The organism is Planctomycetota bacterium, from assembly GCA_039819165.1.
Lineage (GTDB): Bacteria > Planctomycetota > Phycisphaerae > Phycisphaerales > UBA1924 > JAHCJI01.
In genome coordinates this window covers 1,816,325-1,840,489 of the sequence record JBCBSM010000001.1, presented here as the reverse complement: position 1 = coordinate 1,840,489, position 24,165 = coordinate 1,816,325, and the positions used below count along the sequence as shown (strand labels likewise).

The 24,165-nt window shown below is 70.8% G+C and carries 22 protein-coding genes and 1 tRNA gene; 4 read left to right on the top strand and 19 right to left on the bottom strand.

All coding sequences use genetic code 11. The features are described from left to right. Positions 1-10: 10 nt before the first annotated feature. The 3 genes from AAFX79_08010 to rpsL all read right to left on the bottom strand — a co-directional run bounded on the left by AAFX79_08010 (position 11) and on the right by rpsL (position 2,133). Positions 11-1,069 (bottom strand): ThiF family adenylyltransferase, encoded by a 1,059-nt coding sequence (locus AAFX79_08010; GenBank protein ID MEO1008496.1) that lies wholly within the window; start codon positions 1,067-1,069, stop codon positions 11-13. Between the two features lie 60 nt (positions 1,070-1,129). Then, positions 1,130-1,642 (bottom strand): 30S ribosomal protein S7, encoded by a 513-nt coding sequence (gene rpsG / locus AAFX79_08005; GenBank protein MEO1008495.1) that lies wholly within the window; start codon positions 1,640-1,642, stop codon positions 1,130-1,132. A gap of 119 nt (positions 1,643-1,761) precedes the next feature. Continuing rightward, positions 1,762-2,133 (bottom strand): 30S ribosomal protein S12, encoded by a 372-nt coding sequence (gene rpsL / locus AAFX79_08000; protein MEO1008494.1) that lies wholly within the window; start codon positions 2,131-2,133, stop codon positions 1,762-1,764. Between the two features lie 104 nt (positions 2,134-2,237). On the opposite strand from rpsL, the gene AAFX79_07995 reads away from it, so the two are divergent. After that, a complete protein-coding gene (locus AAFX79_07995) occupies positions 2,238-2,561 on the top strand; it encodes a MazG nucleotide pyrophosphohydrolase domain-containing protein (GenBank protein ID MEO1008493.1) in 324 nt (107 codons plus the stop codon). A gap of 13 nt (positions 2,562-2,574) precedes the next feature. On the opposite strand, the gene AAFX79_07990 is transcribed toward AAFX79_07995, so the two are convergent. The 3 genes from AAFX79_07990 to AAFX79_07980 all read right to left on the bottom strand — a co-directional run bounded on the left by AAFX79_07990 (position 2,575) and on the right by AAFX79_07980 (position 5,484). Continuing rightward, entirely contained in the window at positions 2,575-3,252 is a 678-nt protein-coding gene (locus AAFX79_07990; protein MEO1008492.1) for an NAD(P)-binding domain-containing protein, read from the bottom strand. 195 nt (positions 3,253-3,447) lie between these two features. Beyond that, on the bottom strand, positions 3,448-4,866 hold the full coding sequence (locus tag AAFX79_07985; protein ID MEO1008491.1) for a PP2C family protein-serine/threonine phosphatase: 1,419 nt from the start codon (positions 4,864-4,866) through the stop codon (positions 3,448-3,450). 6 nt (positions 4,867-4,872) lie between these two features. Next, positions 4,873-5,484, bottom strand: a complete 612-nt coding sequence (locus AAFX79_07980) for a cob(I)yrinic acid a,c-diamide adenosyltransferase (protein ID MEO1008490.1) — start codon at positions 5,482-5,484, stop codon at positions 4,873-4,875. 295 nt (positions 5,485-5,779) lie between these two features. On the opposite strand from AAFX79_07980, the gene recJ reads away from it, so the two are divergent. Beyond that, a complete protein-coding gene (gene recJ / locus AAFX79_07975; GenBank protein ID MEO1008489.1) occupies positions 5,780-7,420 on the top strand; it encodes a single-stranded-DNA-specific exonuclease RecJ in 1,641 nt (546 codons plus the stop codon). A gap of 6 nt (positions 7,421-7,426) precedes the next feature. Here recJ and AAFX79_07970 read toward each other — a convergent pair whose 3' ends face one another. From AAFX79_07970 to AAFX79_07940, 7 genes are all read right to left on the bottom strand, one after another. Then, positions 7,427-8,737 carry a tetratricopeptide repeat protein gene (locus tag AAFX79_07970; protein MEO1008488.1) on the bottom strand — a complete coding sequence of 437 codons (1,311 nt, stop codon included), beginning with the start codon at positions 8,735-8,737 and terminating at the stop codon, positions 7,427-7,429. A gap of 143 nt (positions 8,738-8,880) precedes the next feature. After that, on the bottom strand, positions 8,881-12,195 hold the full coding sequence (locus AAFX79_07965; protein MEO1008487.1) for a hypothetical protein: 3,315 nt from the start codon (positions 12,193-12,195) through the stop codon (positions 8,881-8,883). A gap of 215 nt (positions 12,196-12,410) precedes the next feature. Continuing rightward, on the bottom strand, positions 12,411-12,656 hold the full coding sequence (locus AAFX79_07960) for a hypothetical protein (GenBank protein ID MEO1008486.1): 246 nt from the start codon (positions 12,654-12,656) through the stop codon (positions 12,411-12,413). Positions 12,657-12,715: 59 nt separating this feature from the next. Then, complete coding sequence (locus tag AAFX79_07955) at positions 12,716-13,246, bottom strand: GspH/FimT family protein (GenBank protein MEO1008485.1); 531 nt, start codon at positions 13,244-13,246, stop codon at positions 12,716-12,718. 31 nt (positions 13,247-13,277) lie between these two features. Beyond that, complete coding sequence (locus AAFX79_07950) at positions 13,278-13,706, bottom strand: prepilin-type N-terminal cleavage/methylation domain-containing protein (GenBank protein ID MEO1008484.1); 429 nt, start codon at positions 13,704-13,706, stop codon at positions 13,278-13,280. Positions 13,707-13,795: 89 nt separating this feature from the next. Further along, positions 13,796-14,242, bottom strand: a complete 447-nt coding sequence (locus tag AAFX79_07945) for a prepilin-type N-terminal cleavage/methylation domain-containing protein (GenBank protein MEO1008483.1) — start codon at positions 14,240-14,242, stop codon at positions 13,796-13,798. A 261-nt stretch (positions 14,243-14,503) separates the two neighbouring features. Beyond that, complete coding sequence (locus tag AAFX79_07940; GenBank protein ID MEO1008482.1) at positions 14,504-16,663, bottom strand: hypothetical protein; 2,160 nt, start codon at positions 16,661-16,663, stop codon at positions 14,504-14,506. Positions 16,664-17,175: 512 nt separating this feature from the next. On the opposite strand from AAFX79_07940, the gene AAFX79_07935 reads away from it, so the two are divergent. After that, positions 17,176-17,754 (top strand): response regulator, encoded by a 579-nt coding sequence (locus tag AAFX79_07935; GenBank protein ID MEO1008481.1) that lies wholly within the window; start codon positions 17,176-17,178, stop codon positions 17,752-17,754. Positions 17,755-17,764: 10 nt separating this feature from the next. Here AAFX79_07935 and AAFX79_07930 read toward each other — a convergent pair whose 3' ends face one another. Continuing rightward, positions 17,765-18,859 (bottom strand): M20/M25/M40 family metallo-hydrolase, encoded by a 1,095-nt coding sequence (locus tag AAFX79_07930; protein MEO1008480.1) that lies wholly within the window; start codon positions 18,857-18,859, stop codon positions 17,765-17,767. Positions 18,860-18,963: 104 nt separating this feature from the next. Here AAFX79_07930 and AAFX79_07925 point away from each other — a divergent pair, with 104 nt between their 5' ends. Next, positions 18,964-20,166, top strand: a complete 1,203-nt coding sequence (locus tag AAFX79_07925; protein ID MEO1008479.1) for a glycine cleavage T C-terminal barrel domain-containing protein — start codon at positions 18,964-18,966, stop codon at positions 20,164-20,166. A 35-nt stretch (positions 20,167-20,201) separates the two neighbouring features. Here AAFX79_07925 and AAFX79_07920 read toward each other — a convergent pair whose 3' ends face one another. The 5 genes from AAFX79_07920 to AAFX79_07900 all read right to left on the bottom strand — a co-directional run bounded on the left by AAFX79_07920 (position 20,202) and on the right by AAFX79_07900 (position 24,019). Continuing rightward, positions 20,202-20,972 carry an ABC transporter permease gene (locus AAFX79_07920; GenBank protein ID MEO1008478.1) on the bottom strand — a complete coding sequence of 257 codons (771 nt, stop codon included), beginning with the start codon at positions 20,970-20,972 and terminating at the stop codon, positions 20,202-20,204. Beyond that, complete coding sequence (locus AAFX79_07915) at positions 20,969-21,529, bottom strand: hypothetical protein (protein MEO1008477.1); 561 nt, start codon at positions 21,527-21,529, stop codon at positions 20,969-20,971. The genes AAFX79_07920 and AAFX79_07915 overlap by 4 nt, the downstream gene beginning before the upstream one ends. Before the next feature lie 17 nt (positions 21,530-21,546). Then, positions 21,547-21,619, bottom strand: a tRNA-Ala gene (locus AAFX79_07910). Between the two features lie 261 nt (positions 21,620-21,880). Next, on the bottom strand, positions 21,881-23,161 hold the full coding sequence (locus tag AAFX79_07905) for a hypothetical protein (GenBank protein MEO1008476.1): 1,281 nt from the start codon (positions 23,159-23,161) through the stop codon (positions 21,881-21,883). 111 nt (positions 23,162-23,272) lie between these two features. Then, positions 23,273-24,019, bottom strand: coding sequence for a MauE/DoxX family redox-associated membrane protein (locus AAFX79_07900; GenBank protein ID MEO1008475.1), 747 nt, complete (start codon positions 24,017-24,019; stop codon positions 23,273-23,275). Between the last annotated feature and the right edge of the window lie 146 nt (positions 24,020-24,165).

Here is a 24,165-nt window from a genome sequence, read left to right as displayed (position 1 = left end):
AGTCTACGGGCTATGCGCCGATGAGCCTCGCGTACACCGATCGCGCCTCGGCCGGATCCTCGGTGCCCGCCACGATCGTGCGGCCATCGGGGAAGATCGTCAGCTGCCAGCGGCGGCCGTCGCTCTCGACGTTCGCCTTCAGCAGCGGGCCGATGCGCTGGCACGAGCCGTGCAGGCCGAGGCGGTCGGCGAGTGCGTCGAGCGGGATGGCTCGTGCGCCGTCCTCGACGCGGCCCGGCGTCACCTGCACCGCGTTGCGGCCGCAGAGCGCGCGGGCGTCGCCGCCGCTCTCGCGTTCCAGGAAGTCGAAGCGGCGCTCGCCGCATGCGCGGCAGCCATCCTCCGGCGCCAGGTCCGCGAGCACGTACCGCCGGCGGCTGTTCGCCATCAGGTCGAAGTCGAGCATCGTGCCGCCCAGCAGGTCGAAGCGGCCGAGCAGCATCTTGATGGCGTCGGCGGCCTGCTGCGCGGCGACGATCGCCACCGCCGGCCCGAGCACGCCCGCGGTGTCGCACGTCGGCACGCTGGCCGCGGGAGGCGGCGTGGGGATGATGCACCGCAGGCACGGCGTGGCGTGCGCGTGCGGACGCGGCACGAAGGTCGCCGCCATGCCGCGGGCGGCGATCACCCCGCCGTAGGCGTACGGCACGCCGCGCTTCACCGCAAGGTCGTTGAGCAGGAAGCGGGTCTCGAAGTTGTCCGTGCCGTCGAGGATGGCATCGACGCCCACGGCAAGCTCCTCGGCGTTCTCGGCCGTGACGTCCGCGGCCACCGGTTCGATCTCGATCGTCGAGTTGATCGCCCGCAGGCGATCGGCGGCGGCCTCGACCTTCGCGCGGCCAACGTCCGCTTCGGCGTAGAGCGTCTGGCGTTGCAGATTGGTGGGCTCGACGGTGTCGCGGTCGGCGATGCGGATGGAGCCGACGCCCGCCCGCGCGAGCTGGTCGGCGATCGCGCAGCCCAGTGCGCCGCAGCCCACGAGCAGCACGCGGCCCTCGGCCAGCTTTCGCTGGCCCTCGACGCCGATCTCGGGGATCAGGATCTGCCGGTGGTAGCGGGAATCAGCCACGGCGAAGTGTATTCGCACATCCGTCCGAGCCGCGTGCTCATGCACCCTGATAGGACGGACTTAGGCGAAGTGCGCGAAGGCCTTGTTCGCGTCGGCCATGCGGTGCGTCTCGTCGCGCTTCCGCATCGCCTCGCCCTCGCCCTTGGCGGCGCTGTAGAGCTCGTCGGCCAGCCGCTGGGCCATCGGGCGGCCCCGCTCCTTGCGGGCGGCGGCGATGATCCACCGAAACGCGAGCGACTGCTGCCGCCGCCCCCGCACGGGCTGGGGCACCTGGTAGTTGGCGCCGCCGATGCGCTTGGAGCGGACCTCGACGAAGGGCTTGACGTTCTCGATGGCCGCGATGAACAGGTCGAGCTCGTTCTCGGGCTTCTCGGGGTCGGTTTCCTTGTCGAGCTTGCCGCGGATGCGATCCATCGCGTCGTACATCACGCGGGTGGCTCGCGTCTTCTTGCCGTCCTGCATGATGCAGTTGATGAACTTCGCCAGCACGAGGTTGTCGTACTTGGGGTCGGGGCGAAGCTGACTCTCGGACGCGGTAATCCGGCCGGCCATGATCTCTTCCTTTCGGCTCATCCGCCGGCAACGCTGCGGTCGCCGGCCGTGTGTTCACCCCGCCCGATCTGGCCGATGGGCGGGATTACTTGCCAATATCCGGACGCCGATGCTCGTAGCCCAGAGCCCGGTCTTCGTTGCTACTTGCCCTTCTTGGTGCCGTACTTCGAGCGGCCCTGCTTGCGGCCGTCGACGCCCAGGCTGTCCAGCGAGCCGCGGACGACGTGGTAGCGCACGCCGGGCAGATCGGGCACGCGGCCGCCCCGCACGAGCACGATCGAGTGCTCCTGCAGGTTGTGGCCCTCGCCACCGATGTACGCGGTCACCTCGCGGCCGTTGCTCAGCCGCACGCGGGCCACCTTGCGGAGGGCCGAGTTGGGCTTCTTGGGCGTCATCGTCTTGACGCTCAGGCACACGCCGCGACGCTGCGGGCAGCCCTCGATGTCGCGCACCTTCGACTTGACCTGCGGCGTGCGGCGGGGCTTGCGGCAGAGCTGGTTGATGGTCGGCATGCTGGCGTGCGTGTCCTGATTCCGGAGGTGTCTGGGCCCGGCCGAACGCTCCGGCGGGCCGCAACTGTAGCTCCCACCCCGCCTTCGCGTCTAGGGTGGCACCCATGACCGACCAGCCACCCCCCGGCGACGTGACCCTCCGAGGCTTCCAGCGCCTCATCCGCGACCGCTACTTCGAGACCGACAACGCCCGCGGCGTGCCGGGCACCTTCATGTGGCTCATCGAGGAGGTGGGCGAGCTGGCGACGGCCCTCCAGGAGTGCCAGCCCGGCCAGAATCCGACCGACGCCCAGCGGGCCAACCTGGCCGAGGAGTTCGCCGACGTGCTGGCCTGGCTGAGCACCCTGGCCAACATCGCCGGCGTCGACCTAGCCGACGCGACGGCCAAGTACACCGATCCCGGCCGCGTCGAGGGCGTGAAGCACTAGGTCGGAGGCGTGCTCAATACCGCGGCTCGCCGTAGGGCATCGACGCCGGCGTGGGGATCGACCGCGCCTGAGACGTCATCATGGGGTCCTGGCGGCCGAAGATCAGCGTGCGGATGAAATCCCCGTGCATCTCGGTCACGTCGGCGGCCTGCGGATGGCCCGTGTCGGCGCCGCCCATGTCGATGGCCTCGAAGCCGATCTGCGTCGCCAGATCCGCCACGACGCGGCGGGCGTCGGCGTTGCCGCCGGCGACGTAGGCCGCCACGCCGAAGCCGCGGAGCGTCTCGGCGTCGTGGGCGAAGATCTGCATCGCCATCGTGTTGAAGCACTTGACGACCTGCGCCTTCGGCACGTCGGCCTGGTTCTGCGCGTGCAGGGAGGGGAACAGCGGCCCGCCGGCGATGTCCCGCGGGAAGTCGCGGTTGTTCAGGTCGATGATGATCGTGCCCGCCAGCGGCTCGGTGCTCCGCAGGAACGAGCTGGGCACCTCTCGCACGGTGTGCAGGATGATCTCGGCGAACTCGGCCGCCTCGTCGTTGGTGCCGCCTCGCACGCCCCGGCCCAGCTCGTCGGCGATCGCGCGTGCCTTCTCGGCGTCGCGGGATCCGAGCATCACCTCGTGGCCGGCATCCGCCAGCGAGCCGCCGACGGCGCGGGCCATGTTTCCCGTACCAAGCGTGCCGATGCGCATGTGCCGTCCTCCAGTCGTGTGCCCGCGCCAGCCCCATGCTCGCCGAGGAGCTGGATGGCGGGAAGGCCACGCTAGCGCAGACTTGATCCAGGTATCGCGTGTGCGTTCGTTCAGGCCCGCCGGATTCACTTCGGCGAGGCCGTACCAGAGCGAGCGTCGCGGCCGGACGGCCGCGACGGAGCGCTCGAAGATGCTCTAGCGGGTGGCGTGCGACGCCTCGGCATCCTCGGGGGATCCCGCGTCGCGCTCGAGCAGCCGGTGGATCTCGATGACCAGGGTGTCGTCCTCGGGCGGGCCGTGCCGCCGGGCGTCGAGCTCGCCGACGACCCGCTTGGGCCATTCGCCCGGCCCGCAATCGGCGCCGGCGACCATGGACATCAGCCACTGGCGGCCGATGATGCGGCCCTCCTCGTTGCGGGCCTCCATCGCGCCATCGGTGTAGGCGATCAGCAGGTCGCCGGGGCCGAAGGGCCGGCTCTCGGCCTCGGCCAGGAAGTCGGCCGGTGCGCACGCGCCCAGCACCAGGGTGGTGCTGTGGAGCTCCTCGACCGTGCCGTCGACGCCGCGGAGGAACGCCGGCGGATGGCCCGCGCTGGCGTAGGTCAGCTCGCTGGTCACCGGATCGACCCGCATGCACACCGCCGACGCGTAGATCGAGTGCTGCGCGAGAGTCAGATGCACGTAGCGGTTCAATTGCGTGAGCACGCGGCCCGGTTCGGCGTTGGGCTCCTCGGCGAAGATCCGTTCCAGCTCGCCGTGCAGCCGGTTGACCGTCAGCGCCGCCGCGAGGCCGTGGCCCGTGACATCCAGCAGCACGCAGCTGGTGGGTATCCGCCCCTCGATGCCCGGCGACTCATGGAAGAACAGGAAGTCGCCGCCAATCTGCCGCATGGGCTGGTACAGGTAGCGGAAGCACAGGTCGCCGACGTCCCGCGGCTCGGGGAACAGGTCCTCGTGGATGCGCCGGGCGTCGGTCATCTCGCGGCGGACCTCGCCGTAGCGGTGCGCCAGGAACCGCATTTTGAAGGCCTTCATGCGGCTGCTGTGCTTGACGGCCGTCACCGCGAAGCCCGGGCCGAGGAACACCGGGAAGGTGGCGATCCACAGCCAGCTCCAGTTGGGCGGCAGGTTCTGCCACAGGAACACCACCAGGTGCAGCCCGGTCACGATCGCGACGGTGCGGAACACCTCCCGCGGCGACCACGGCAGGAAGACCGCGGCCATCAGGAACGCGAAGCCGAAGCTGATCATCGCCACCGGGAAGGCGATGTCGATGGGGATGAACACCTGCTCGAACAGGCTCTTGCACCCGAAGTAGATCAGCAGGATCCGCGTCAGCCGCAGCAGCGAGGGCTTCTCGGGACGGCTCCCCCGCACCCGCTGCAGCAGCCAGCCGTACACCGCCAAGTCGGCGACGGCCAGCAACGCCGTGAGCGCCACCATCCAGGTTCCCAGCGACGCGATCGCCTTCCAGCCGATCAGCGCCACCGAGTGCTCGATCACCCACAGCGCGAGCATCGTGCCGAGGAACCACAGGAACCGCTTGCGCAGCAGCCGTCCGGTCTCGGCCTCGAACTCGTGGGTGAACTCGCTGGTGAACGTGGGCTGGGCCATGGCGGTCTATCCGGCTCCCTCGCCCCGCGTCGCCCCGGGCTGCCACAGCACGTCGCCCGCCGGGTTGGCCACCCGCGCCATGACGAACAGCAGATCGCTCAGGCGGTTGAGGTACCGCACGACCTCGGCGTTGGTCGAGTCGGCGTGCCGCTCGACCGCGATGGTCGCCCCCCGCTCGGCCCGCCGCACGATGGTCCGCGCCAGGTGCAGCGCCGCCGCCGCCGGCGTGCCGCCGGGCAGCACGAAGCTCCGCAGCGGTTCGAGGTCGGCGTTCAGCCGATCGATGGCGCCCTCCAGCCGCTCGGTCTGGCTCGCCAGCACGCGGAGCCTGGGGTGCTCGAGGTCGCCCGCCCGCTCGGCGTCGTCGATGGGCACGCACAGGTCGGCCCCGCAGTCGAAGAGGTCGTGCTGGATCGACTCCAGCAGCGACGCCAGCTCACCGGCGGGACCGCCGGCGCCCCGGCAGGCCAGGATCGCCAGCCCGACGGCGGCGTTGGCCTCGTCGGTCGTGCCGTAGGCCTCGACGCGGACGTCGGCCTTGGCCACGCGGCTGCCGTCGCCCAGGCCGGTCGTGCCGCCGTCGCCCGAGCGGGTGTAGATCTTGTTGAGCTTGACCATCCAACCCCCAAGCAGCCCGTTCCCGGCACGAACCGGCCCCGCAGGATTCGGCGGGGTACGTGCGGGTGCGGCACGAATCGGTCCGGCCCGTCCGCGGCGGGCGCCGCCGGACACCATCGGTATCGGCGGGTTTCTCCCGGCTAGTCTACCGCCGATGTCCGCCGCACCGTTGCACGACGCAACAGCCCACGCACCTACGGATTCCGGGCACGCCCCCCTACGGGGCCTGACGCGTCGCTGGCGGCTGCCCCCCGAGAACTCCCTCGGAAATCGGCCCCCGGGATTGCTCGATCGCGTGCTGGCCGCCCGCCCGGCGCTACGCGAAGGCGACCTCGAGCCACGCCTGACGGCGATGCACGATCCCTCGGGCATCCCCGACCTCGATCGTGCCGCCGGGATGCTGCTGGCCGATCTTGCCGAGGGCCGCACGATTGCGATCTATGGCGACTACGACGTCGACGGCGCTACGGCGTCGGCCATCCTGCACCACGCCCTGAAGGGCCTCGATCCCGGAGCGCGGCTGCTGCACTACGTGCCGCATCGCACCCGCGAGGGCTATGGCCTGCACGCGCACGCGCTCGAGGAGCTGGCCTCGGAGGGAGCGCGGACGGTCGTCACCGTCGACTGCGGCATCACGGCCCGGGAGCCCGCACGCCGCGCACGCGAGCTGGGTCTCGCGCTCATCATCACCGACCACCACAACCCGCCCGCGCGGCTCGACGAGCTCCCGCCCGCCGACGCCGTCGTGCATCCACGGCGGCCGGACTCGGAGTATCCCTTTGAGCACCTGTGCGGCGCGGGCGTCGCATTCAAGCTGGCATGGCGTCTGGCAACGATGGCAGGCGGCGCGCGCGCCATGCCCGAGATGCGCCGGCTGCTGCTCGACCTGCTGCCGCTGGCCGCCCTGGGCACCGTGGCCGACGTCATGAAGCTCGTCGGCGAGAACCGCGCCATCGTGGCGCACGGGGTGGCGATGCTCCGCGGCACCCGCGTCCGCGGCCTCGCCGCGCTGGCCGAACGCTGCACGAAGCCCGGCGAGCCCATCCGCGCCAGCGATCTGGGCTTCCGGCTCGGCCCGCGGATCAACGCGCTGGGCCGCGTCGCCGATGCCGCCGCCGCCGTCGAACTGCTCACCACCGACGACGCCGCCCGCATCGAGCCCATCCTGGCCGAGATGGATCGCCTGAATGGCCAGCGGCAGGCGATCGAGAAGCGGATCGTCGAGGAGGCGGCCCGGCTCGCCGAGGACGCGGGCATGCATCGCGACGAACGCCGCGCCATCGTGCTCGCCCACGAGGACTGGCACCCCGGCGTCATCGGCATCGCCTGCTCGCGGCTCGTCGAGCGCTACGGCCGCCCGACCATCCTGCTGCAGCGCGACGGCGATATCTGCCGCGGCTCGGGCCGGTCCATCCCGGGGTTCAACCTGCACGCCGCGCTGGGCGAGTGCGGCGAGCACCTCCTGAGCTTCGGCGGGCACGATGCCGCCGCGGGGCTCGCGCTGGCCAGCGATCGCCTCGACGCGTTCGCGGACGCCTTCACGGCGGCCACCAACCGCGACATCGAGGTCGACGACCTCATGCCCACGCTCTCGATCGATGCCGAGGCGCAGCTGCCCGAACTCACCGTCGATGCGGTCGCGCAGCTCGATCGGCTCGCGCCCTTCGGCATGGGCAACCCGGCCCCGCGGGTCCTCGTCCGCGGCGTGCGCGTGGCCCAGCCCCCGACGCTCATGGGCGCCGGTGGCGGGCATCTCTCGATCGTGGTGGGGCAGGACGACGCGGCCGTCCGGCTCGTCGGCTGGAACTGGGGCCGCCACGCCGAGCGACTCCGCGCCGCGTCGCGGCTCGATGCCGTGCTGGTGCCGAAGGTCGAGACCTTCCGCGGCACGACGGCCGTGCGTGGCGAGATCGCCGACGCACGGCTCATCCCGTAGGGCGTCCTAGGGGTTGTCGGTCACCGAGGTGAAGGCCTCGGCCGGCTCGGCGTTGGGCCGCTCGGGCTCGGTCGCAAGCGCGTCGTCCTGCTGGCCGTCCAGCGCCGCGATCATCCGCTCGAGGCTCTGGTTATCCGGATCCAGCTCGAAGGCCCTCTGGAAGCTGGTGCGGGCCAGCCCCGGCATGTCGGCCTGCTGGGCGATCAGGCCCCGCAGGATCAGCGGCGACGGATCGCCCTCGCCCCGCTCGATGGCCAGGTCCAGGCTCGCCAGCGCCGCGTCCAGGTCGCCCGTGCTCCGCTGCTGGAGCGCCCGCAGCAGGTATCCCTCCGGGCGGGTGGGCGCCAGCGCGATCACGCGGGAGGCCGACCGGCGGACCCGCGACAGGTCCCGCAGGGTGTAGCACACGTGGCCCAGCTGGATCCACGCGTCCACGTCCTTCTCGCCGCCCGCGCTGTCGGTCAGCTCGATGAGGAGCTCGCGGGCCTCCACCGGGCGATCGACCTCGACGAGGCACCGCGCCCGCATGTGCTGCAGGTCGCGGCGATCCTCGAAGCCCTCGCGCTGCAGCAGCTCGGCCAGGTTGTACTCGGCCTCGGCGTAGCGGCCGGCGGCCAGCTCCGCGCGGGCCAGGTCCTCCTGCACGCCCGGCTCGTCGGGCGCCAGGAAGCGGGCTTCGGTGAACCACGCGGCGGCGGACTCGGACTCATTGCGCATCATCGCGATGTGTCCGAGCGTCTGCCGCACGCCCGCGCTGTGGCGGTACACCTCGAGGCGGTCCACGAGGTACGCCTCGGCGTCGTCGATGCGACCGATGTCGATCAGCATCTCGGCGGCCGCGACGGCGTAGATCGCCTTGGAGCTATCCAGCTCGGCGGCGGCCTGGTAGTGGCCCATCGCCTCCTCCTTCTCGCCAATGCGCTCGTTGGCAACGCCCAGGAAGTACTTGGCGTCGACGTCCTCGGGGCCGAGGATCTCGGCCTGCTGCAGCGACGCCATCGCCTCCTCGAAGTTGCCCAGCTCCATCATGATGCGGCCGCGGAGCACGTGCGACCGCACGACGCCGTCGTTGAGCGCCAGCGAGCGATCGATGTGGTCGAGGGCCTTATCGGGATCGCCCGACAGGAAGGCCTGCCGTGCCATGTCCCACTCGGTGCCGCTCTTCATCCCCGAGAGCCTGGCCTCGGCGAGGTTGCGGTTCTCGGCCGAGCCGCGGCTGCCCATGCAGCCGGTGAGCGCCACGCTGCCGGCCAGGCCGGCGGCGAAGAGCACGCGGGCGGCGAGCGTCATCGTGTTCGTGCGTCGGTGGTTGTGCATCGTCCTGCGTCCCTTGTGCCGCCCGAGGGCGTCCCCGTTGGGAGCGGGTGCCGCGGCGCCCGCTCGGTTGCTCCTGGCATCGGCCCGATGCGGGCCCAACTGCATCACTCTCCCGCCGCCAGCGGGGTTATCAGTCCTCGTCCCTAGTCGATGAGCGCCTCGGCGTCCGCATCGTCGATCGACGCCGGCTCCTTGACCCACGGCGTGGGCTCCATGAAGGCGTCCCGCGTCGTGCTCGGCGACCACTCGTACGTGCTGAAGCTCAGCGAGCCCAGCAGCGCCTTCGCCGCCGCGTCGTTGATCTCACGCTCGACCGGCTCGGCCTCGGGCAGCACCTCGCCGTCCTCCCCGAACACGCCCGAGAACGCCGGCATATCACCGTTGGCGCCCGCGTCGGCGTTGTTGCCCAAGCCGCCCTCGCCCAAGCCGCCGTTGCCAAAGTCGTCCTCGCCGAAGCCCTCGGGCCCGAAGTCGGTCGGGTCGTCGTCGAGCGTCATCGGCTCGTCGATGAGCGTCGATCCGCCGTCGGTCGTGGTCTCGGTCTCGGCCGGCTCGTCGGCCCCATCGGTAGCCGGCTCGCCGCCGAAGATGGACGCCAGGTCGGGGGTCGCCTCGTCCGCTGCGTCGTCCGCCGCGGGCGTCGTGTCAGTGGCCGATGCGAGCTCATCGCCTTCGGTCTGGTCGACCGGATCGGTGGATTCGTCGTCGCGCGCCGCCTCGGCGAGGGCCTCGGCCTCGGCGGCCGCGAGCGCCTCGGCCTCGGCACGCTCGGCGGCGGCCATGGTGTCGAGCTGTTCCTGCGTGTAGACGTAGATGATCTTGCCGTCCTCGACGTAGCCCGCGCCGTTCATGCCCGTCAGGATGTCGAGCGCGTCGTAGAAGTCCATGTCGTAGAGCGTTGCCGTCACGTTGCCGGTCACCGCGCGATCGGCCACGATGTTCCGCCGCGACACGCGACCCAGGTCACGCAGCACGTCCTGCATGTCGGTGTTGCTCACCAGCACGTCGACGGTCTGCGCCTCGGCGTTGAAGAGGACGCCCTCGGTCGGCTCCTCGGCCTCGGCCATCGCCTCCTCGGCGATCTCCACGGGCTGCTCGCCCGCGTCGGCTCCCTCGACCGGGAGCGCGTCGGCCGCGCTCTCGATCTCGCTGTCGGCCAGCTGCGACACCCAGTCGGCGCCCTCGAAGGCCTCCTCGGCGCTCTCGGTCTGGCCGTCCGCGCCCTCGCGGGCATCGGCCAGTTCGGTCTCGTCGAGCGTCTCGGTATCGGCGGCGAGCGCCTCGGCCTCGGCGGCCTCCGGATCGATGTCGGCCTCCGCGAGCGAATCGTCCTCAAGCTCGGTCGCATCCTCGGTCGGATCCGAGGCGACCTCGTCCGACTCGTCGCCGTCCTCGGCCTCATCAGCCTCGTCCGAGATGTCCTCGCCGTCCGCCGGCTCGTCACCGTCGGTCGTGTCGCCTTCGGCCTCGTCGGCGTCGGGGATCTCGGTCAGCCCCAGCGGCGGGGTCGACACCTGGAGCGCGTCGCCGTCGTCCGCGGCCTCCTCGCTCTCGGTGATCTCGCCGTCGGCAAGAGCAACCTCGGTGTCGACCTCGTCACCCTCGATATCCTCGGTGATCTCGTCGGTCGACTCGGTCAGCTCCATCTCGAAGACGTCCTGGAGCATGCTCCGTTCGGGCCACGTCCGCACGTCGTTGCTGAGACGCTCGAGCAGCACCCGGGCCTGCGGCTGGTTGGGGCTCAGCGAGAGCGAACGCCGCACGCAGTAGATCGCCTTGTCGGTGTTGCCATCGGCGGCGTGCTGCTGCGCCTCGACGAGCAGACGCGAGGCCTGCTTGTCGCGGCTGAAGGGCAGCAGCCCCTCGCGGGTGCCGGTCACGGCGCCCTCGATGAGCGCCTTGGCGCGCTCGGCCGACTCGGAGATGACCTGGTCGTTGATGATCGACGGCGTGATCATGAAGATGATCTCCGCGCGGTCGACCGCGTCCTCCTGTCCGCGGAAGGCTGCCCCGATGAACGGCAGGTCGCCGATGTAGGGCACCTGCCGGCGGGTGTACTGCGTCCGCTCGCGGAACAGGCCGCCCAGCACGATGGTCTGCCCGTCGCGGACCATGACGTTGGCGGTCAGCTCGTTGGTCGTCTCGTCGGGGATGGTCACCGTCGAGCCGCCGGTATCGGTGGCGTCGCGGATGACGGCCTCGGAGACCTGGGGCTTGAGCTCCATGCGGATCAGCCCGTCGCGCGAGACGAACGGGCGGAAGTACAGCTGGGTACCGGTATCCAGGAACTCGACGGTCTGCGTCGTGCCCGTCTCGGTCGTCGTGCTGCTCAGGTAGCCGACGCGCTCGCCGACCAGCACGCGGGCGGGCTGGCGGTTGAGCGTCAGCACCTTGGGCCGCGCGATGATGGTCGTATCGGTGACCTCGTCCAGCACGCGGAGGAAGGCGGCGAAGTCGCCATCGACGTAGCCGAGCTTCAGCGTGCCGCCCTTGCTGGTCTGGCCCGCGGTGCTCGTGATGGCGCCGCCGGGCTGGTTGGCCTCGCCCGGCACCAGGATGGGCGTGCCGAACTCGTCCTCGCTGCGGCCCGAGATCAGCGTGTCGACGGCGTCCAGCGGGCCGCCCAGGAAGTCGCCGAAGTTCAGGCTGCCGATGATCGAGAAGTCCACACCGAAGGCGTTGGCCTCGTTGAGGGCCGCCTGCAGGATGGTGGCCTCGACCAGCACCTGGCTGGGCTTGGTGTCGATCTGCGTGAGGAGGTTGCGGATCTCCTCGATGTTGCTGTCGAAGTCGACCACCACGATGAACGACTCGGTTGCCAGGTCGTCGGCGCCCACCGGCGCGTTATCGGGGATCTGGAACGGAGCCGTCCGCCCCGGGGCCTTGATCTGGCCCGACTCGCTCAGCAGCGCCTGGGCGAACTCGGCGGCGTCGGTCGGGTTGAGGTAATCCAGCGGGATGACCGCCGACGAGCGCTTGCGGCTCGTATCGATGATCCGCTGGATCTCCTCGGCCGTGTACACATAGATGAAGTTGCCTTCCTCGATGTAGCCGAAGCCGTTGACGTGCAGGATGGCGTCGAGTGCCTCGTAGAAGGTCACGCCGTAGAGCGTGGCCGTCACGGTGGCCGACACACTGTTGCTGGCGACGATGTTCCGCTGGCTCTGGATCGAGAGCAGCTGGAGCACGTCGGCCAGGTCCTCGTCGACGACGTGCAGGTCGACGATCAGGTGCTCGTCGACGGTGATCTCACCGTTGTTGGGCAACGCGGCCTCGTCGCTAGGTGTGGCCTCGGTGCCGACCGCCGTCATCTGCGGGGTCTTCTCGATCGAGAAGGCGTCGCCGGCCTGGGCCAGCGTCACCGGAGTATGCCCCGCTGCGCCAAGGGCGGCGGCCGAAGCCGTCGTCAGCGACAGGTTCGAGGCGAGCGCGTTCGGCTTCGTGCTGCGAGCGGTCATTGTTGTAATCCCTCTGTCCGCGGTGCCCCGCGAGAGGCTCGATGGCGGCCGACCACCGGCGCGCCCAACGAGGCATCCCGCGGTATTCCTCGGCCCGTCAATCCGCCATCTCGCTCGTTGGCTGCGCGATCCGCGCAATGCGGTCGCCCTACGACGGCCGGGCAAGGCCGAGCGCCTGGTCGGGGCGTGCGGGCTGTGAGGGTGCGGCGCCGCCGCTAGCGGCCGCCGGGGGCCGCCGCGTCCGGATCACGCGCCTCCGGCGCATCGGACGCGCCATCGGTGCGCTCGGCGGCCGCGTTCTCGGGCTCGGCGTAGGCCATCCGGGGCACATCGGTCACGATGCGGAGCCGCAGCCAGATGAGGGCCGTGAACAGCAGCAGCGCCAGCGCGATCGAGAACCCGCCCCGGCCGAAGACGACCGAGAAGGTGCTCCGCTGCTGCCGTGCCCGAGTGCTCCGCATGCGTGCGTCGACGCCTCCCGGTCTCTATGTCGGCATCGCCGGTGGGGGGGCGTGAGGGCCTATTCGCGCTCGACGGTGACGCGGCCGGTGTAGGGCTCGACCATGATCACGAAGGTCTGGCCCGAGGCGTCGCGGATGCGGATCTCGCCGCCCGCACCGGGCCGATCGCCCGCGGCGGTCTCGACCGGGCCACCCAGCTCGTCGAAGATCAGGACGTTGTCGCCGTCGAAGTCGACGTCGATGATCGCCGCCCCGTTGGTCTGCTGGTTGTCCCAGATCACGTCGTAGCGTTCGTCGGGCCGGGTGCGGTCGAAGAGCGCGTCGGTCTCGGGGTCGATCGTCGCCCCGCGGACCTCGCAGACCACGTAGCGGCCCTCGCCCTCGAAGAAGACGACGGCCCGCCGCGCCTGGTAGGCCACCGCGTCGGACTGCGCAAAGGTGATGTCGGCCACGACCTCGCGGACCGCCGACTGCACCCGCAGGTTGCCCGCCGATCCCATCGCCGGAACCACCAGGGCCGCGGCGATGCCGAGCACCGTCACGACGACGAGCACCTCGACCAGCGTGTAGGCAGAGCGTTGGCGACGCATCGCGTCCTCCGATCGTGTGCGCCCGCGTGGGCTACTTGGGCAGCGGGGCGTCCTGAGCGCTGAAGCCGCCGGCCCACACCTCGCCCACCGCCGCGTCGAAGATCCAGCCGTGGTCGGTCTGGAAGGCCGTGTCGGCCGAGTCCCGCAGGATGATCACGCCGCGGTTGCCGCCGCCGACGTAGGCATTAATGGGCGCCGACATCAGGTAGTCGCCGCTGGTGCCGACGATCTGGCCCCACGTGCCGTCGCCGGCCTGAACCTCGGGGAAGGCATCATTGCGCGCCTCGTAGGCCACCACGTGCCGCCGGATCTTGCCCAGGTCGTAGAGCGTCGCGCTGATCTGCGATTCGGTCTGCGCGCCGACCATCTGCGGCACGATGATCGCGGCCAGTATTCCGAGGATCACCACCACGATGAGGATCTCGACGAGCGTGAATGCTCTGGGGCGGATGGCTGCCATGGCTGCGTGCTCCCTCCGGGCGGTCCCGCACACACGAAGAAAGCCCGGCCGGGGCTTCCACCCAGGCCGGGCGAATGTTCAAGACGCGATTACGGGATCCATTCCTGGTTGACCTCGTCGAAGCCGTTCATCCAGATGGAGCCGGTGGCGGCGTCGTAGATCCAGCCATCGTCACCCGCGGCGACCGAGCTGGTCGGAGCGGCGGTGCCGGCGGCGAGCGTCGACGTGCCGGTGCGGGGGTTGACCGGAGCGGCCCGGAGGTAGTCCGGGTTGACAACGCCGTCCCACGGCTCGTCACCGGCGACCTCCTCGACGAAGATGTCGGCGATGGCCGGAGCCGTGCCGTTGTTCCGCACGCGGAACAGCTCGATCTGGTTGCGCACCGTCGACAGCTGGCTGGCGGCGCTGCTGGACTGCGCCTCCTCGCTGGCGTTGGTGAACTGCGGAATAACGATCGCGGCCAGGATGCCCAGGATCACCACAACGATCAGGATCTCGACCAGCGTAAACGCCTTGCGAACTCGTGCGCGCATCATGCGTGCCCTCCTCGGGTACCCGCCGCCCGCGTTGCAGCCGAACCTGCTCGGCAGCACGTCGTCACGCTCGCGCGGGCGACCTCCTCGAAACCGGGTTGCCACAACGGCAAGCCCGTGCCGAGAGCATCGGATCCACCCGACGAGGTTCGGCGTGCAACCACAAAAGACAACAGCCCCGCGGGGGGGCTGTAGCGGATGTGTGTGCTGGGGGAGGCCCGGCCGCCGCCCCGAAGCGGGGATGCGGCGGTTATGGGCGTTCCGCTAGCCGCGGGCGTCGAGGATCAGGCCCGCTAGGTCGCCCGTCGGCACGCCCAGGGCGCCCAGCAGGCTGGCGGCGGCGATCGCCTCGGCGTCCGCGCCGGTGCGGGCGATCTGCAGCAGACGCTGCACCTGCCGATCGAGCAACTGGTTATCGAACCGACGCGCCGAGTCGGCCGCGTGCCCGAGCAGCGCGATCCGCTGCGCGCCCTGCGCCTGCAGCGCCCGATCGAAGATCGCCCGCTGCGCGTCGGCGTTATCGAACCAGGACAGCAGCTCCGCCAGCGGCAGCTCGAACTCGCCCGAGTCCTCCTGCAACGCGCGGATCAGCTGGCTCGCGGCGTCCTCCGCCACGATCACCCCGTTATCGGAGATCGCCAGCTCCAGCAGCGCCGCAATGGAGCGCGACGCATAGATGGATGCCTCCTCGGCCGAGATCGGCCCGCCCAGCGTCCGCTCGACGAGATCGTCGATGCTCGCCTGCATCTCGTCGCTGCGGATGCCCGCCGGCCGCAACGCGATGGTCCGGTCGGCGCCGTATCGCCGCCGCAGTTCGGTCTCGTCGCCCGCGTCCGAGAGCACCAGCAGCGGGGCGGCCATCAGCCGCGTCGTCGACCGCAGCTGGGTGACCAGGCCCACGGTCTGGTCGAGCGGAAGGCTCGAGACCACCAGGTCGACGCTCGGGGCGGCCGAATACTCCTGGCTGAGCGCATCCAGCGAGCCGGCGAAGGGCGCCACGTCGTAGCCCATGCCGTCCAGCATGCGGGCCAGACCTCGATAGACCTCCTCGTCGGCGGCCACCACCAGGGCGTACCGCGTCGTTGCGCCGCGGACCGAGGACGCCAGCGTCGGCGCGATCACATCGGCCCGCTCGAAGGGCGTCCGCGGCTGCGCCGAGGCGAACGCCAGCGCCGCTTCGTACTGCACCCGCCGGTTGGGATAGGTCAGCGCCTCCACCATCGGCTGGGCCGACCCGGCGCTGCCCGCCCACAGGTCGCTGCCGCCCGCCGTGCGGGAGACGGCCTCGATCGATCGGCGGGCAAGCTGCGTGTTGCTGGTCCGCAGCGCCCGGCCCAGCACGCTCTGGGCGATGGTCGAGCCCGACGCCACCGCGTAGTACATGGGCTCGCGCAGGCCGAGGTCCATCGCGTCGCCGTCCGCCCGCTCGATGTCCAGCCGCAGGTACGACGCGACCCACAGCGCCAGCGCGGTGCGGTTGGGCTCGCGGACCAGCTCGAGCGAGTCCTCGCTCAGCCGCATCGCCATCAGCTCGTGGAAGACCTGCGACGGCACCGCATCGAAGACCAGGCCGCCGACCTCGGGCTGGTAGCTCCAGACCAACTGGTTGGGCTCGCCCGGGAAGCTCGTGACGCCGGCGTCCTCGCGGGAGTAGTTCTCGGCGACCCGCACGTACCACTCGTGGGCCGTCGCCGACTGCTCGCCGGTGATGGCGTCGATCGCGCGGGCCGCTGCGGCGCGAACGTCCTCGTTGTCGCTGGCCCGCTGCACCTCGGCCAGGAACGGGACCGCGGTATCGAAGCCGATCTGCCCGAGCAGGTCGGCGATGACCCGCTGCGATCGGGGCGCCGCCTCGCGGAGCGCCACGCTCAGGGGCAGCACCGCCTGCTGCCGCATGTCGACCAGCACCGCCCGAACCTCCCGCACCAGGGCGGAGTCCTGGCCGTCCTCGATCACGCGGAGCAGCTGCGGCACGGCGTACTCGCCCGCCGCCAGCAGCCGCTCCTTGGCGATCAGCCGCCCGCGGAGCGGGCCGGTCAGCAGCGCGATGCTCTCGGCGATCTGCTGCGGATCGCGGACCCGCTGCAGCTTGCCCTCCTCGAACAGCCGCCGCAGGTCGGCCGCCACGGTCTCGGCCACGCCCGAGCGGATGGCCTCGCCCACCGCGCGGTCGAAGCGGTCGGCCAGCCCCGCGGTCTCGATCAGGTCGACGAAGGCCTGCGGGTCCACGCCCCGCTCCAGCAACTGCTGGCCGTAGTCGGCCGCCACGTCGTCGCGATCAATAAAGGTGAAGTGGATGAACTCCTCGAGCACCTGGCGGTCGGTCAGCCGCGTGGGGTCGTCCTGGGCCAGCGTGGGGGAGGCGAACGCCAGCACGAGGCCGCCGACGAGCACGGGCAGGATGGATCGCGAGAGCTGGGGCACGAGCGGCACTCCTCAGGCAGGTTGCGGCGGTCCACTTTTTTGGCCGCACGCGGGGCGCACGAGTCGGCACGCACCCCGCACGCCGCCCGAGATGGCGACGACCGGCGGGACGCGGCCGGCAGGATAGCCCGACGCGGGCCCGACCGACAGCACGCCCGCCACCACCGAGGCGGGCGTGGCAAACCCTACGTCCGAGACGCCGCGGGGATGCATCAGGCGGCCCCCGGCGGACGGCTAGGCCCCGCTCGGGCGACGCCCAGGTGGCGCGTAGGCATCGCTCCCGCGCAGTGGTTCCGGGCCCCCGGGCGCGGGCTCGCCCCACGTCCCACAACACCCCGTGTGTCCAGATAGTGCTGCTGATAAGGGCGGATGCGTCCGGTTAACCCTCATTGAAGCTTGAACTTACGGCGTGTTCCCAACCAACGGATCAAGCGCCCGCTCGGCGCGGCCGATCCGCCTTGCACCGGATGGAGACGGGTGCCCGTGGCGCCCGGAGGGATGCGAGGTGCTCGATGCCGATCGATAAGGACGTGCTCACGACCGGCGAGGTGGCGGCGATCTGCAAGGTCGCCCCAAGGACCGTGTCCAAGTGGTTCGATTCCGGGGCCCTGCCCGGTTATCGGATTCCGGGCTCCAAGGACCGCCGCATCCCCCTGGCCTCGCTCATCGACTTCATGCGACGCCACCGCATGCCCCTCGACGGCCTGCAGACCGGCAGCACCCGCGTGCTCATCGTCGACGGCGACCCCGCCGTGCTCGACGCGCTGGGCCAGATCCTCTCCGAGCAAACCGACTACGAGGTCCTGGCCGCCCAGTCGAGCTTCGAGGCCGGCATGCTCTGCGAGAAGAACCGCCCGCACGTCCTGCTCGTTGATCTGCACCTGGGCGACGGCGACGCCCAGCAGCTGCTGGGCATGGTCCGCGGCAACGACCAGCTCGCGATGACCCGCGTCGTCGCCATGAGCGGCAAGCTGACCGATGGTCAGGCCCAGGCCCTCCAGAACCAGGGCTTCGACGGCTTCCTCAAGAAGCCCTTCCCCGCCCGCGAGGCGCTGCGGGCGATCGAGTCGGTCGCCAGCGTCGCTGCCTAGGGGTGGTGGCCTAGAGCGCCGCGAGGGCGGCGGCGGCGACGTCCCGCGCGGCGGCTAGGTCCCGCCGATCGATCATCTCGGTCACCGTGTGGATGTACCGCGTCCCGCACACGATGCCGATGGCCTTGGCGCCGGCGGCCGCCTGCTGCGCCGCGGCGCCGTCCTGCCCGCCCCGCGCCAGGATCGTCCGCTGGTAGGGGATCCGCTTCTTCTTGGCGATGCCCTCGATGGCCTCGGCCAGCTCGTGGTCGGCGATGAAGCTGCTGTCCTGCAGGTGCAAGCCGAAGCCCTTGCCCTGGGTGTTCACGGCCTCGGGTTCGGGTACGCCCGGCGTGTCGCACGACAGGCTGACGTCGATGCCCAGGCCGATATCGGGCTGCACCGCGTACGACGCCGTCTTGGCGCCCCGCAGGCCGACCTCCTCCTGCGTCGTAAACGCGACCACGATCTCGCAGCCGTGCCCAGAGCCGCTCTTGTGCAGCTTGCGGACGGCCTCGATGCCAAGCCAGCACGCAAAGCGGTTGTCCAGCGCCTTGCTGACGACCTTGGTGCCGATCTCGATCAGCGGCTCGTCCATCACCACGTAGTCGCCGATGCGGACCTTGGCCTTCACCTCGTCGGCGGGCATGCCGGTATCGACGAAGAACTCCTTGACCTCGGGCACCTTGTTGCGGTCCTCGGCCGACGCGATGTGCACGGGCCGCCCGCCGGGGTTCATCACGGCCTTGAGGTCGCCCGAGCCCGTGCATACCAGCACCCGGCGGCTGAAGAGGTTCCGCGTATCGAAGCCGCCCGCGGGGTTCAGGCGGAGGAAGCCCTTGTCGTCGATGTGGCTGACGTAGAAGCCGATCTCGTCCATGTGCGAGAGCAGCATGACCCGCCGCGTGCCGCCCACCCGGCCCGCGACGGCCTTCTTCTTGGTCGTCTTCTTCTTGCTGCCGCCCTTGGGTCGCGGGTTGCGAGTGCAGATCAGCGAGCCAAGCGCATCCACGCGGGTCTCGTCGAAGAGCCCGTCGATCTCATCCTCGATGACCGCACGGACCCGCTCCTCCCGCCCGGGCACGCCCGGGGTCTCGCACAGCCGCTTCAGCAGATCGATGTTCAGGTCGTCCTTCACGCCGGGCTCCTCTCGGTGGTGGGTCGGGGCGGCAGTGTACGGGGGCGACCCAAGCCGCCGGTCGGCCGGAGGGGGCGGTCGTAGACTCCGCCATGGCCGCCCGCACGCCCATGGCCGATCTCTACGAGCGGGTCGCCGCCACCCTCCAGCCCTACGGATCGGCGGAGCGCGGGCTGCTCGTGCCGATGGCCTTCGGCGAGGTCGAGCTGGAGTACGCCGCGCTGCGTCGCGGCTGCGTCGTGGTCGATCTGCCCCATCACGGCACGCTCTCGATCACCGGCGGCGACCGCATCGACTTCCTCAACAACGTGGTCACCCAGGAGCTCAAGGGCCTGCAGCCCTACGCGACCACGCGGTCCTTCTGGCTCAACCGCAAGGGCCGCATCGACGCCGACCTGCGGCTCTGCGAGCTGGGCGACCGCATGCTCGTCGACGTCGACGCGCTCGTTGCATCCGACACATCGGCGAGCCTGGGCGAATTCGTCTTCGCCGAGGACGTGGCTATCGAGGACGCCAGCGACCACCTGCACCGGATGGCGCTGCACGGCCCCCGGGCCTCGGCATTGCTGGAGGCCGCCGCCGATACCGATCAGGCCGTCGCGATGCCCGATGGCGTGGCGATCGACCTGGCCATCCGGGGCGTGCGGGTGCTGGTCGAGCGCGAGGACGCCACCGGCGAGCCGGGCTTCGTGCTCACCGTGCCGGCCGACGATGCCGCCGTCGTCTACCGCCACCTCTTCGAGGCCGGCGGCGGGGGCTTCGAGCAGGCGGCCTCCGGCTTCGACCCCGCCACCGCCGACGATGCACGCAACGACCACGCCTTCGGCCTCCGCCCCGCGGGCTGGATGGCGTACAACATCGCCCGCATCGAGGCCGGCTGGCCGCTCTTCCAGATCGACTTCGATACCGAGTCGCTGCCCGCCGAGACCGCCGTGCTCCGCGACCGGGTCTCGTTCACCAAGGGCTGCTACCTGGGGCAGGAAGTCGTCGCCCGCATGGACGCCCTCGGCAAGCCCAAGCAACTGCTCGTCGCGCTGCACCCCGAGCCCGGCGCCGAGCCGCACCTGCCCATCGAGGGCGCCGAGGTGCTGCGGCCCGACGAGCCGGACGGCAAGCCCGTGGGCACCGTGACCAGCTCGACCGTCAGCCCGATGCTCGGGGCGCGGCCGATCTGCTTCGCCAAGGTCCGCACGGCCCACGCGACCGAGGGCGGCGCGCTGCTCATCCGCGTGGACGGCGTGCTCGCACCCTTCGTGGTCCAGCCGCGGCTGCGGTCCTGGCCCATGGAGGCCTAGCGGCGTTCCCGTGTCCTCACGGGAGCTCTTCGGAGCTAGATCACGTCGCGGATCTCGGCCCGTACGCCCCGCATGACCGCCAGGCCAAGGAGCGTCGCCGCTAGGCCCCAGCCCAGCCCCGCGGCCCAGAGCCACGGGTCGGGCATCTTGTGCTGGATGACCAGCTGCCGCGTCGCCTCGAGCGCCGGATACACCGGGTTGAAGGGCAGCACCCCCTGGAGGCCCTCGGGCAGGATGTCGCGGACGTAGATGATCGGGTAGGACCAGAAGCCCACCATGAGCAGCACGTTGACGATCTCGCCGACGTCGCGGATGAACGGGAAGATCGACGCGGTGATGAGCGCACAGCCGAAGCCCAGCAGCAGCAGCATGGCGAAGGGCAGCGGCAGCAGCAGCCAGTGCCAGGTGGGCGTGAACCCGATGATGGTCGCCACGATGGCGAGCAGCGCGTAGCTGATCACCAGCCCGATGGCCGCCGCGACGACGACCTGCGCGACGAACACGCTCTCGGGGATGGGCATCTTGCGGAGGTACTGCGCGTTGCTGATGAGCGCCCGCGTGCCGCGGCTGATGCACTCGCCGAAGGCCAGCCAGGGCAGCAGTGCGCTGCACAGGAAGATGGCGTAGGGCGCCTCGTCGCGCAGCTCGCGGGACATGATCTGCGAGAACACGACCGAGTAGATCGCGATGCGGCTCAGCGGATCCAGCAGGTTCCACAGGGCGCCGGCCCCCGCGCCCGCGTAGCGGTGCCGCACGTCCGCGATCGCCGTCCGCCAGATGTACCCGCTGTGGCGGAAGAAGTTCATGGCTCGACGGTACGCGGCCGGCCCGCATCGGCGTGGGCCGCGGGCCGTGCGTCGCCGCACTCGGGGCACACGCCCGCCGTGATGGCGGCCAGGTCGTAGCCGCAGCCGAAGCACGCCGGCCGGCGGACGCAGCGCCGCGTCTCGCGGCCGATGAGCAGGAAGTCGACCGTAAACCCGGCTGCGGCGCCCAGCACCAGCGCCAGCCCGGGGCCGAAGGCGAGGCCGATCACCATCGGAGCCACCGTGACGCCGAAGGGCCCGAGCGTCTCCTCGCTCTGGACGCTGCCGTCGGGGTGGAACGTCGTCGTGGTCTCGTAGACACGCGTGATGGACGTGACGAGCAGCATCCACCCCAGCGTGGCGGCGATCTGGACGGCGATGACCATCGCGATGGCCGCGGGATGCCGGCGGCGGACCACCCGCACGAGCCCGCGGGCCTGGCCGATCCCGACGCCGAGTTCTCGAGATACCGCCAGCGGCGGGCGCACCGCCCACAACGCGGCACCCGTGCGGGGCGTCGGCGTCTCCTGGCGTGTCTCGGTGTCGGGCTGTGCCATCACCGGCTGGCGGGAAGTGGAGCGGACCGGATTCGAACCGACGACCTCATCATTGCGAACGATGCGCTCTACCAGCTGAGCTACCGCCCCATGTCCGGTCGCGATGCCGGAGGGAGCGAGTATAGCCGCCGGAGGCGATCTGCTCGTCCGCGCCACGCAAGTCGCGGCGGCCGCGGGGCCGCTTCGAGAGTTCGCTCCGGCGATGCCGGGACTCCCTCCGGCGGGTCCACCACAAGGCCCTGGGCACATCGTGGACCATACTCGGGATTCCGGCCTGGTGCGGCGGCCCTTCTTCGCCCGCTTCGATGGCCAAGCGTGCGGCCCGCGGACGAGGACCGGTCGATAGAGAGATCAGTTGATGTAGAACAGGCTCCAGATCAGGTCGTCACCGAAGGCCCGCTCCATGTCCGCCCACAGCCTCTCGCGAGTGAAGGGCGTCTCGGGCGTGGCGTCTTCCAGGTAGGGGGCGGCGGCCGACCCCTGGACCCAGTAGAACAGGTCGAAATCGCGGGGCTCGTCGAGCGCCCGCCGCAGGTTGATGCCACGCGTGCCGTCGCCTCGCCAGAAGCGCACGAGCGCCCGCCCCTCGAGCACCGCCTCGAGCTCGTCGAGCAGGTCGAGCCACATCGCGACGCGCTGCTCGGTGATGCGGACCTGCGACAGCGCCGACGACTGGTGCGGGGCGGGCAGCCACTCGCGGTCGTTGTCGGTCTCGGCCTTGGCGGCCGCCCACATCGCGCGGCTGTGCCCGATGGCCTCGAGCAGGTGCGTCCGGGCCCGGCGCGTTCGGGCGGCGCCGTCGCCCTCGGCCAGCGGGAATCGCAGGCTGCCGACGAAGGCCGCCACGTCGCCGAAGTCGACCTGCGTGCCCGTGAAGTCGAGAGGCCGCTTTTGCTGCAGGAAGGGGTAGTCCGATGCGACGTTCGGGAAGAAGAGGTGCCCGCAGCGGTGGAACATGTCGCGGTTGTCGTAGGCCAGCAGCATCTCGCCGGCCGCCATCATCACGTGGCAATAGGCCCGCATCCAGTGCACGTCGGCCGCATCGATGCCCAGCACGAAGCTGTCCTGCCCCTCCGGCAGGCGCACGCCTCCCCGGAACAGCGCCGCGAAGGCGCTGGCGGGCTCCTCGCGGGGCGAGCACACGCCGTCGCCGTTGAGATCCATCGGCAGCTGCGCAAGATCGATAGTCAGCTTCGGGTCGCCGTCGAGATCGACCGTGGCGAGGTCCGCGTCGGCGGCCCGCAGGTCGTCGATCCATCGCTGGATCATCGCCCGCACGTCGTCCGCCGAGATGCGCTCCGGCTCGGGGTTCTGCGCGATCTGCATCACCTGCCGCGCGAACAGGAAGGAGGCGGTCCGCAGCGGCTCGCCCGCGCCGTAGCGGTGCAGCGTCTGCACCACCCGCTCGCCGCCGCGGAAGAAGCGGGCCATGCCCAGCGCGAGCCGCGCCCGGCCCGGGTCGGCGTCGGCGAGGTCCTCGAGGGTGCCGATGGCGGTCGAGAGGGTCGCGCCGTTGGCCGTCAGCGCCCGCACCACGGGGTCGGACGCCTGGGCGTCCGTCGCGGGGGATGCATAACAAGCCAGTGGCAGGAGCAGAGTGGAAAGCAGCATCGAGAGAAGCGGGGTGCGCATGGGCATCTCCTTCGGCATATCGCTGTACGCTAATGCAGCCGGCGGATCCTCGCAAGGCCTTTTGTGGATCGGTTGCCGCGCGACCGTCCCGGACCGCGACCAATCCGGCGGCTACGCCAGGGCGAGCATCGCCGCCGCCATGGCCGCCATGGTCAGGTCCTCGATGAGCGTCACCGTGGTCATCGGCAGGTTGAGCGCCGTGCCGAGGCACGCGCAGCGGATGCGGCGGCCGCCCCGCAGCGCCCGCAGCACGCCGGCCGCGCCCACAAGCATCAGCACGAGCGTGGCGATGTTGGTCGCGACCGGCGCGAACGCCAGCAGGTAGGCGATGCCGAGCCCCAGCTCGACGAACGGATACGCGTATGCCCACGCGGGCACGTACGTCGCCGGTATGTCGTACCGCCGGTAGGCGGACGCGAAGCCGCGCAGATCGAGCAGCTTGAAGAACGAGAACACCAGGAAGAAGCCCGCCATGAAGTGCCGCATCATCGCCTCGATCGACCACGCACCGGTGGCGCCGGCGATGAGCACGGTGGCGCCAGCGATGTAGCCGACGATCAGGAAGAGCGGGTACAGGCTCTCGGCCGGCTCGGCGGCCGCGGCTTGGTCGCCGGCCGCCGATGGCTCGCGGGGTTCATCGACCTCCCGCAGCTCGGTGATTGCGTACGCACCGGCCCCAGCGACGGCCCGGTCGACCGCATCGCGCTCGAGCGCATCGTCCGCCACGATGACCGCGCTGCCGGCCTCGGGGTCCACCCGCACGCTCCGGACGCCCGGTAGCGTCTCGACGGCGTCGCGGATCCTCGTCGCGCAGCCGCCGCAGTGCATGCCGCGGATCGAAGCCTCGTGCGTCCTCAAGTCGAGCCCTCCCAGATCGCGAACACATTCTATCGTGCGTGGTTCCGGGGTCCGGCTAGAGTCGGCGGACGCAAGGGAGCACGGCCATGAACGAGCGGACGGATGGTGGCGTATCGCGGCGCGGGTTCCTGCTCGGAGCCGGCGCC

Coding starts and splice junctions, on each gene's coding strand:
- AAFX79_07920 (MEO1008478.1), bottom strand. CDS start 20,972: ATGAACTTCTTCCGCCACAGCGGGTACATCTGGCGGACGGCGATCGCG.
- AAFX79_07955 (MEO1008485.1), bottom strand. CDS start 13,246: ATGCGTCGCCAACGCTCTGCCTACACGCTGGTCGAGGTGCTCGTCGTC.
- AAFX79_07995 (MEO1008493.1), top strand. CDS start 2,238: ATGACCGACCAGCCACCCCCCGGCGACGTGACCCTCCGAGGCTTCCAG.
- rpsG (MEO1008495.1), bottom strand. CDS start 1,642: ATGAGCCGAAAGGAAGAGATCATGGCCGGCCGGATTACCGCGTCCGAG.
- AAFX79_07925 (MEO1008479.1), top strand. CDS start 18,964: ATGGCCGCCCGCACGCCCATGGCCGATCTCTACGAGCGGGTCGCCGCC.
- AAFX79_07990 (MEO1008492.1), bottom strand. CDS start 3,252: ATGCGCATCGGCACGCTTGGTACGGGAAACATGGCCCGCGCCGTCGGC.
- AAFX79_07970 (MEO1008488.1), bottom strand. CDS start 8,737: ATGCACAACCACCGACGCACGAACACGATGACGCTCGCCGCCCGCGTG.
- AAFX79_07965 (MEO1008487.1), bottom strand. CDS start 12,195: ATGACCGCTCGCAGCACGAAGCCGAACGCGCTCGCCTCGAACCTGTCG.
- AAFX79_07985 (MEO1008491.1), bottom strand. CDS start 4,866: ATGGCCCAGCCCACGTTCACCAGCGAGTTCACCCACGAGTTCGAGGCC.
- AAFX79_07960 (MEO1008486.1), bottom strand. CDS start 12,656: ATGCGGAGCACTCGGGCACGGCAGCAGCGGAGCACCTTCTCGGTCGTC.
- AAFX79_07980 (MEO1008490.1), bottom strand. CDS start 5,484: ATGGTCAAGCTCAACAAGATCTACACCCGCTCGGGCGACGGCGGCACG.
- AAFX79_07950 (MEO1008484.1), bottom strand. CDS start 13,706: ATGGCAGCCATCCGCCCCAGAGCATTCACGCTCGTCGAGATCCTCATC.
- rpsL (MEO1008494.1), bottom strand. CDS start 2,133: ATGCCGACCATCAACCAGCTCTGCCGCAAGCCCCGCCGCACGCCGCAG.
- AAFX79_07945 (MEO1008483.1), bottom strand. CDS start 14,242: ATGATGCGCGCACGAGTTCGCAAGGCGTTTACGCTGGTCGAGATCCTG.
- AAFX79_07915 (MEO1008477.1), bottom strand. CDS start 21,529: ATGGCACAGCCCGACACCGAGACACGCCAGGAGACGCCGACGCCCCGC.
- AAFX79_07905 (MEO1008476.1), bottom strand. CDS start 23,161: ATGCGCACCCCGCTTCTCTCGATGCTGCTTTCCACTCTGCTCCTGCCA.
- AAFX79_07935 (MEO1008481.1), top strand. CDS start 17,176: ATGCCGATCGATAAGGACGTGCTCACGACCGGCGAGGTGGCGGCGATC.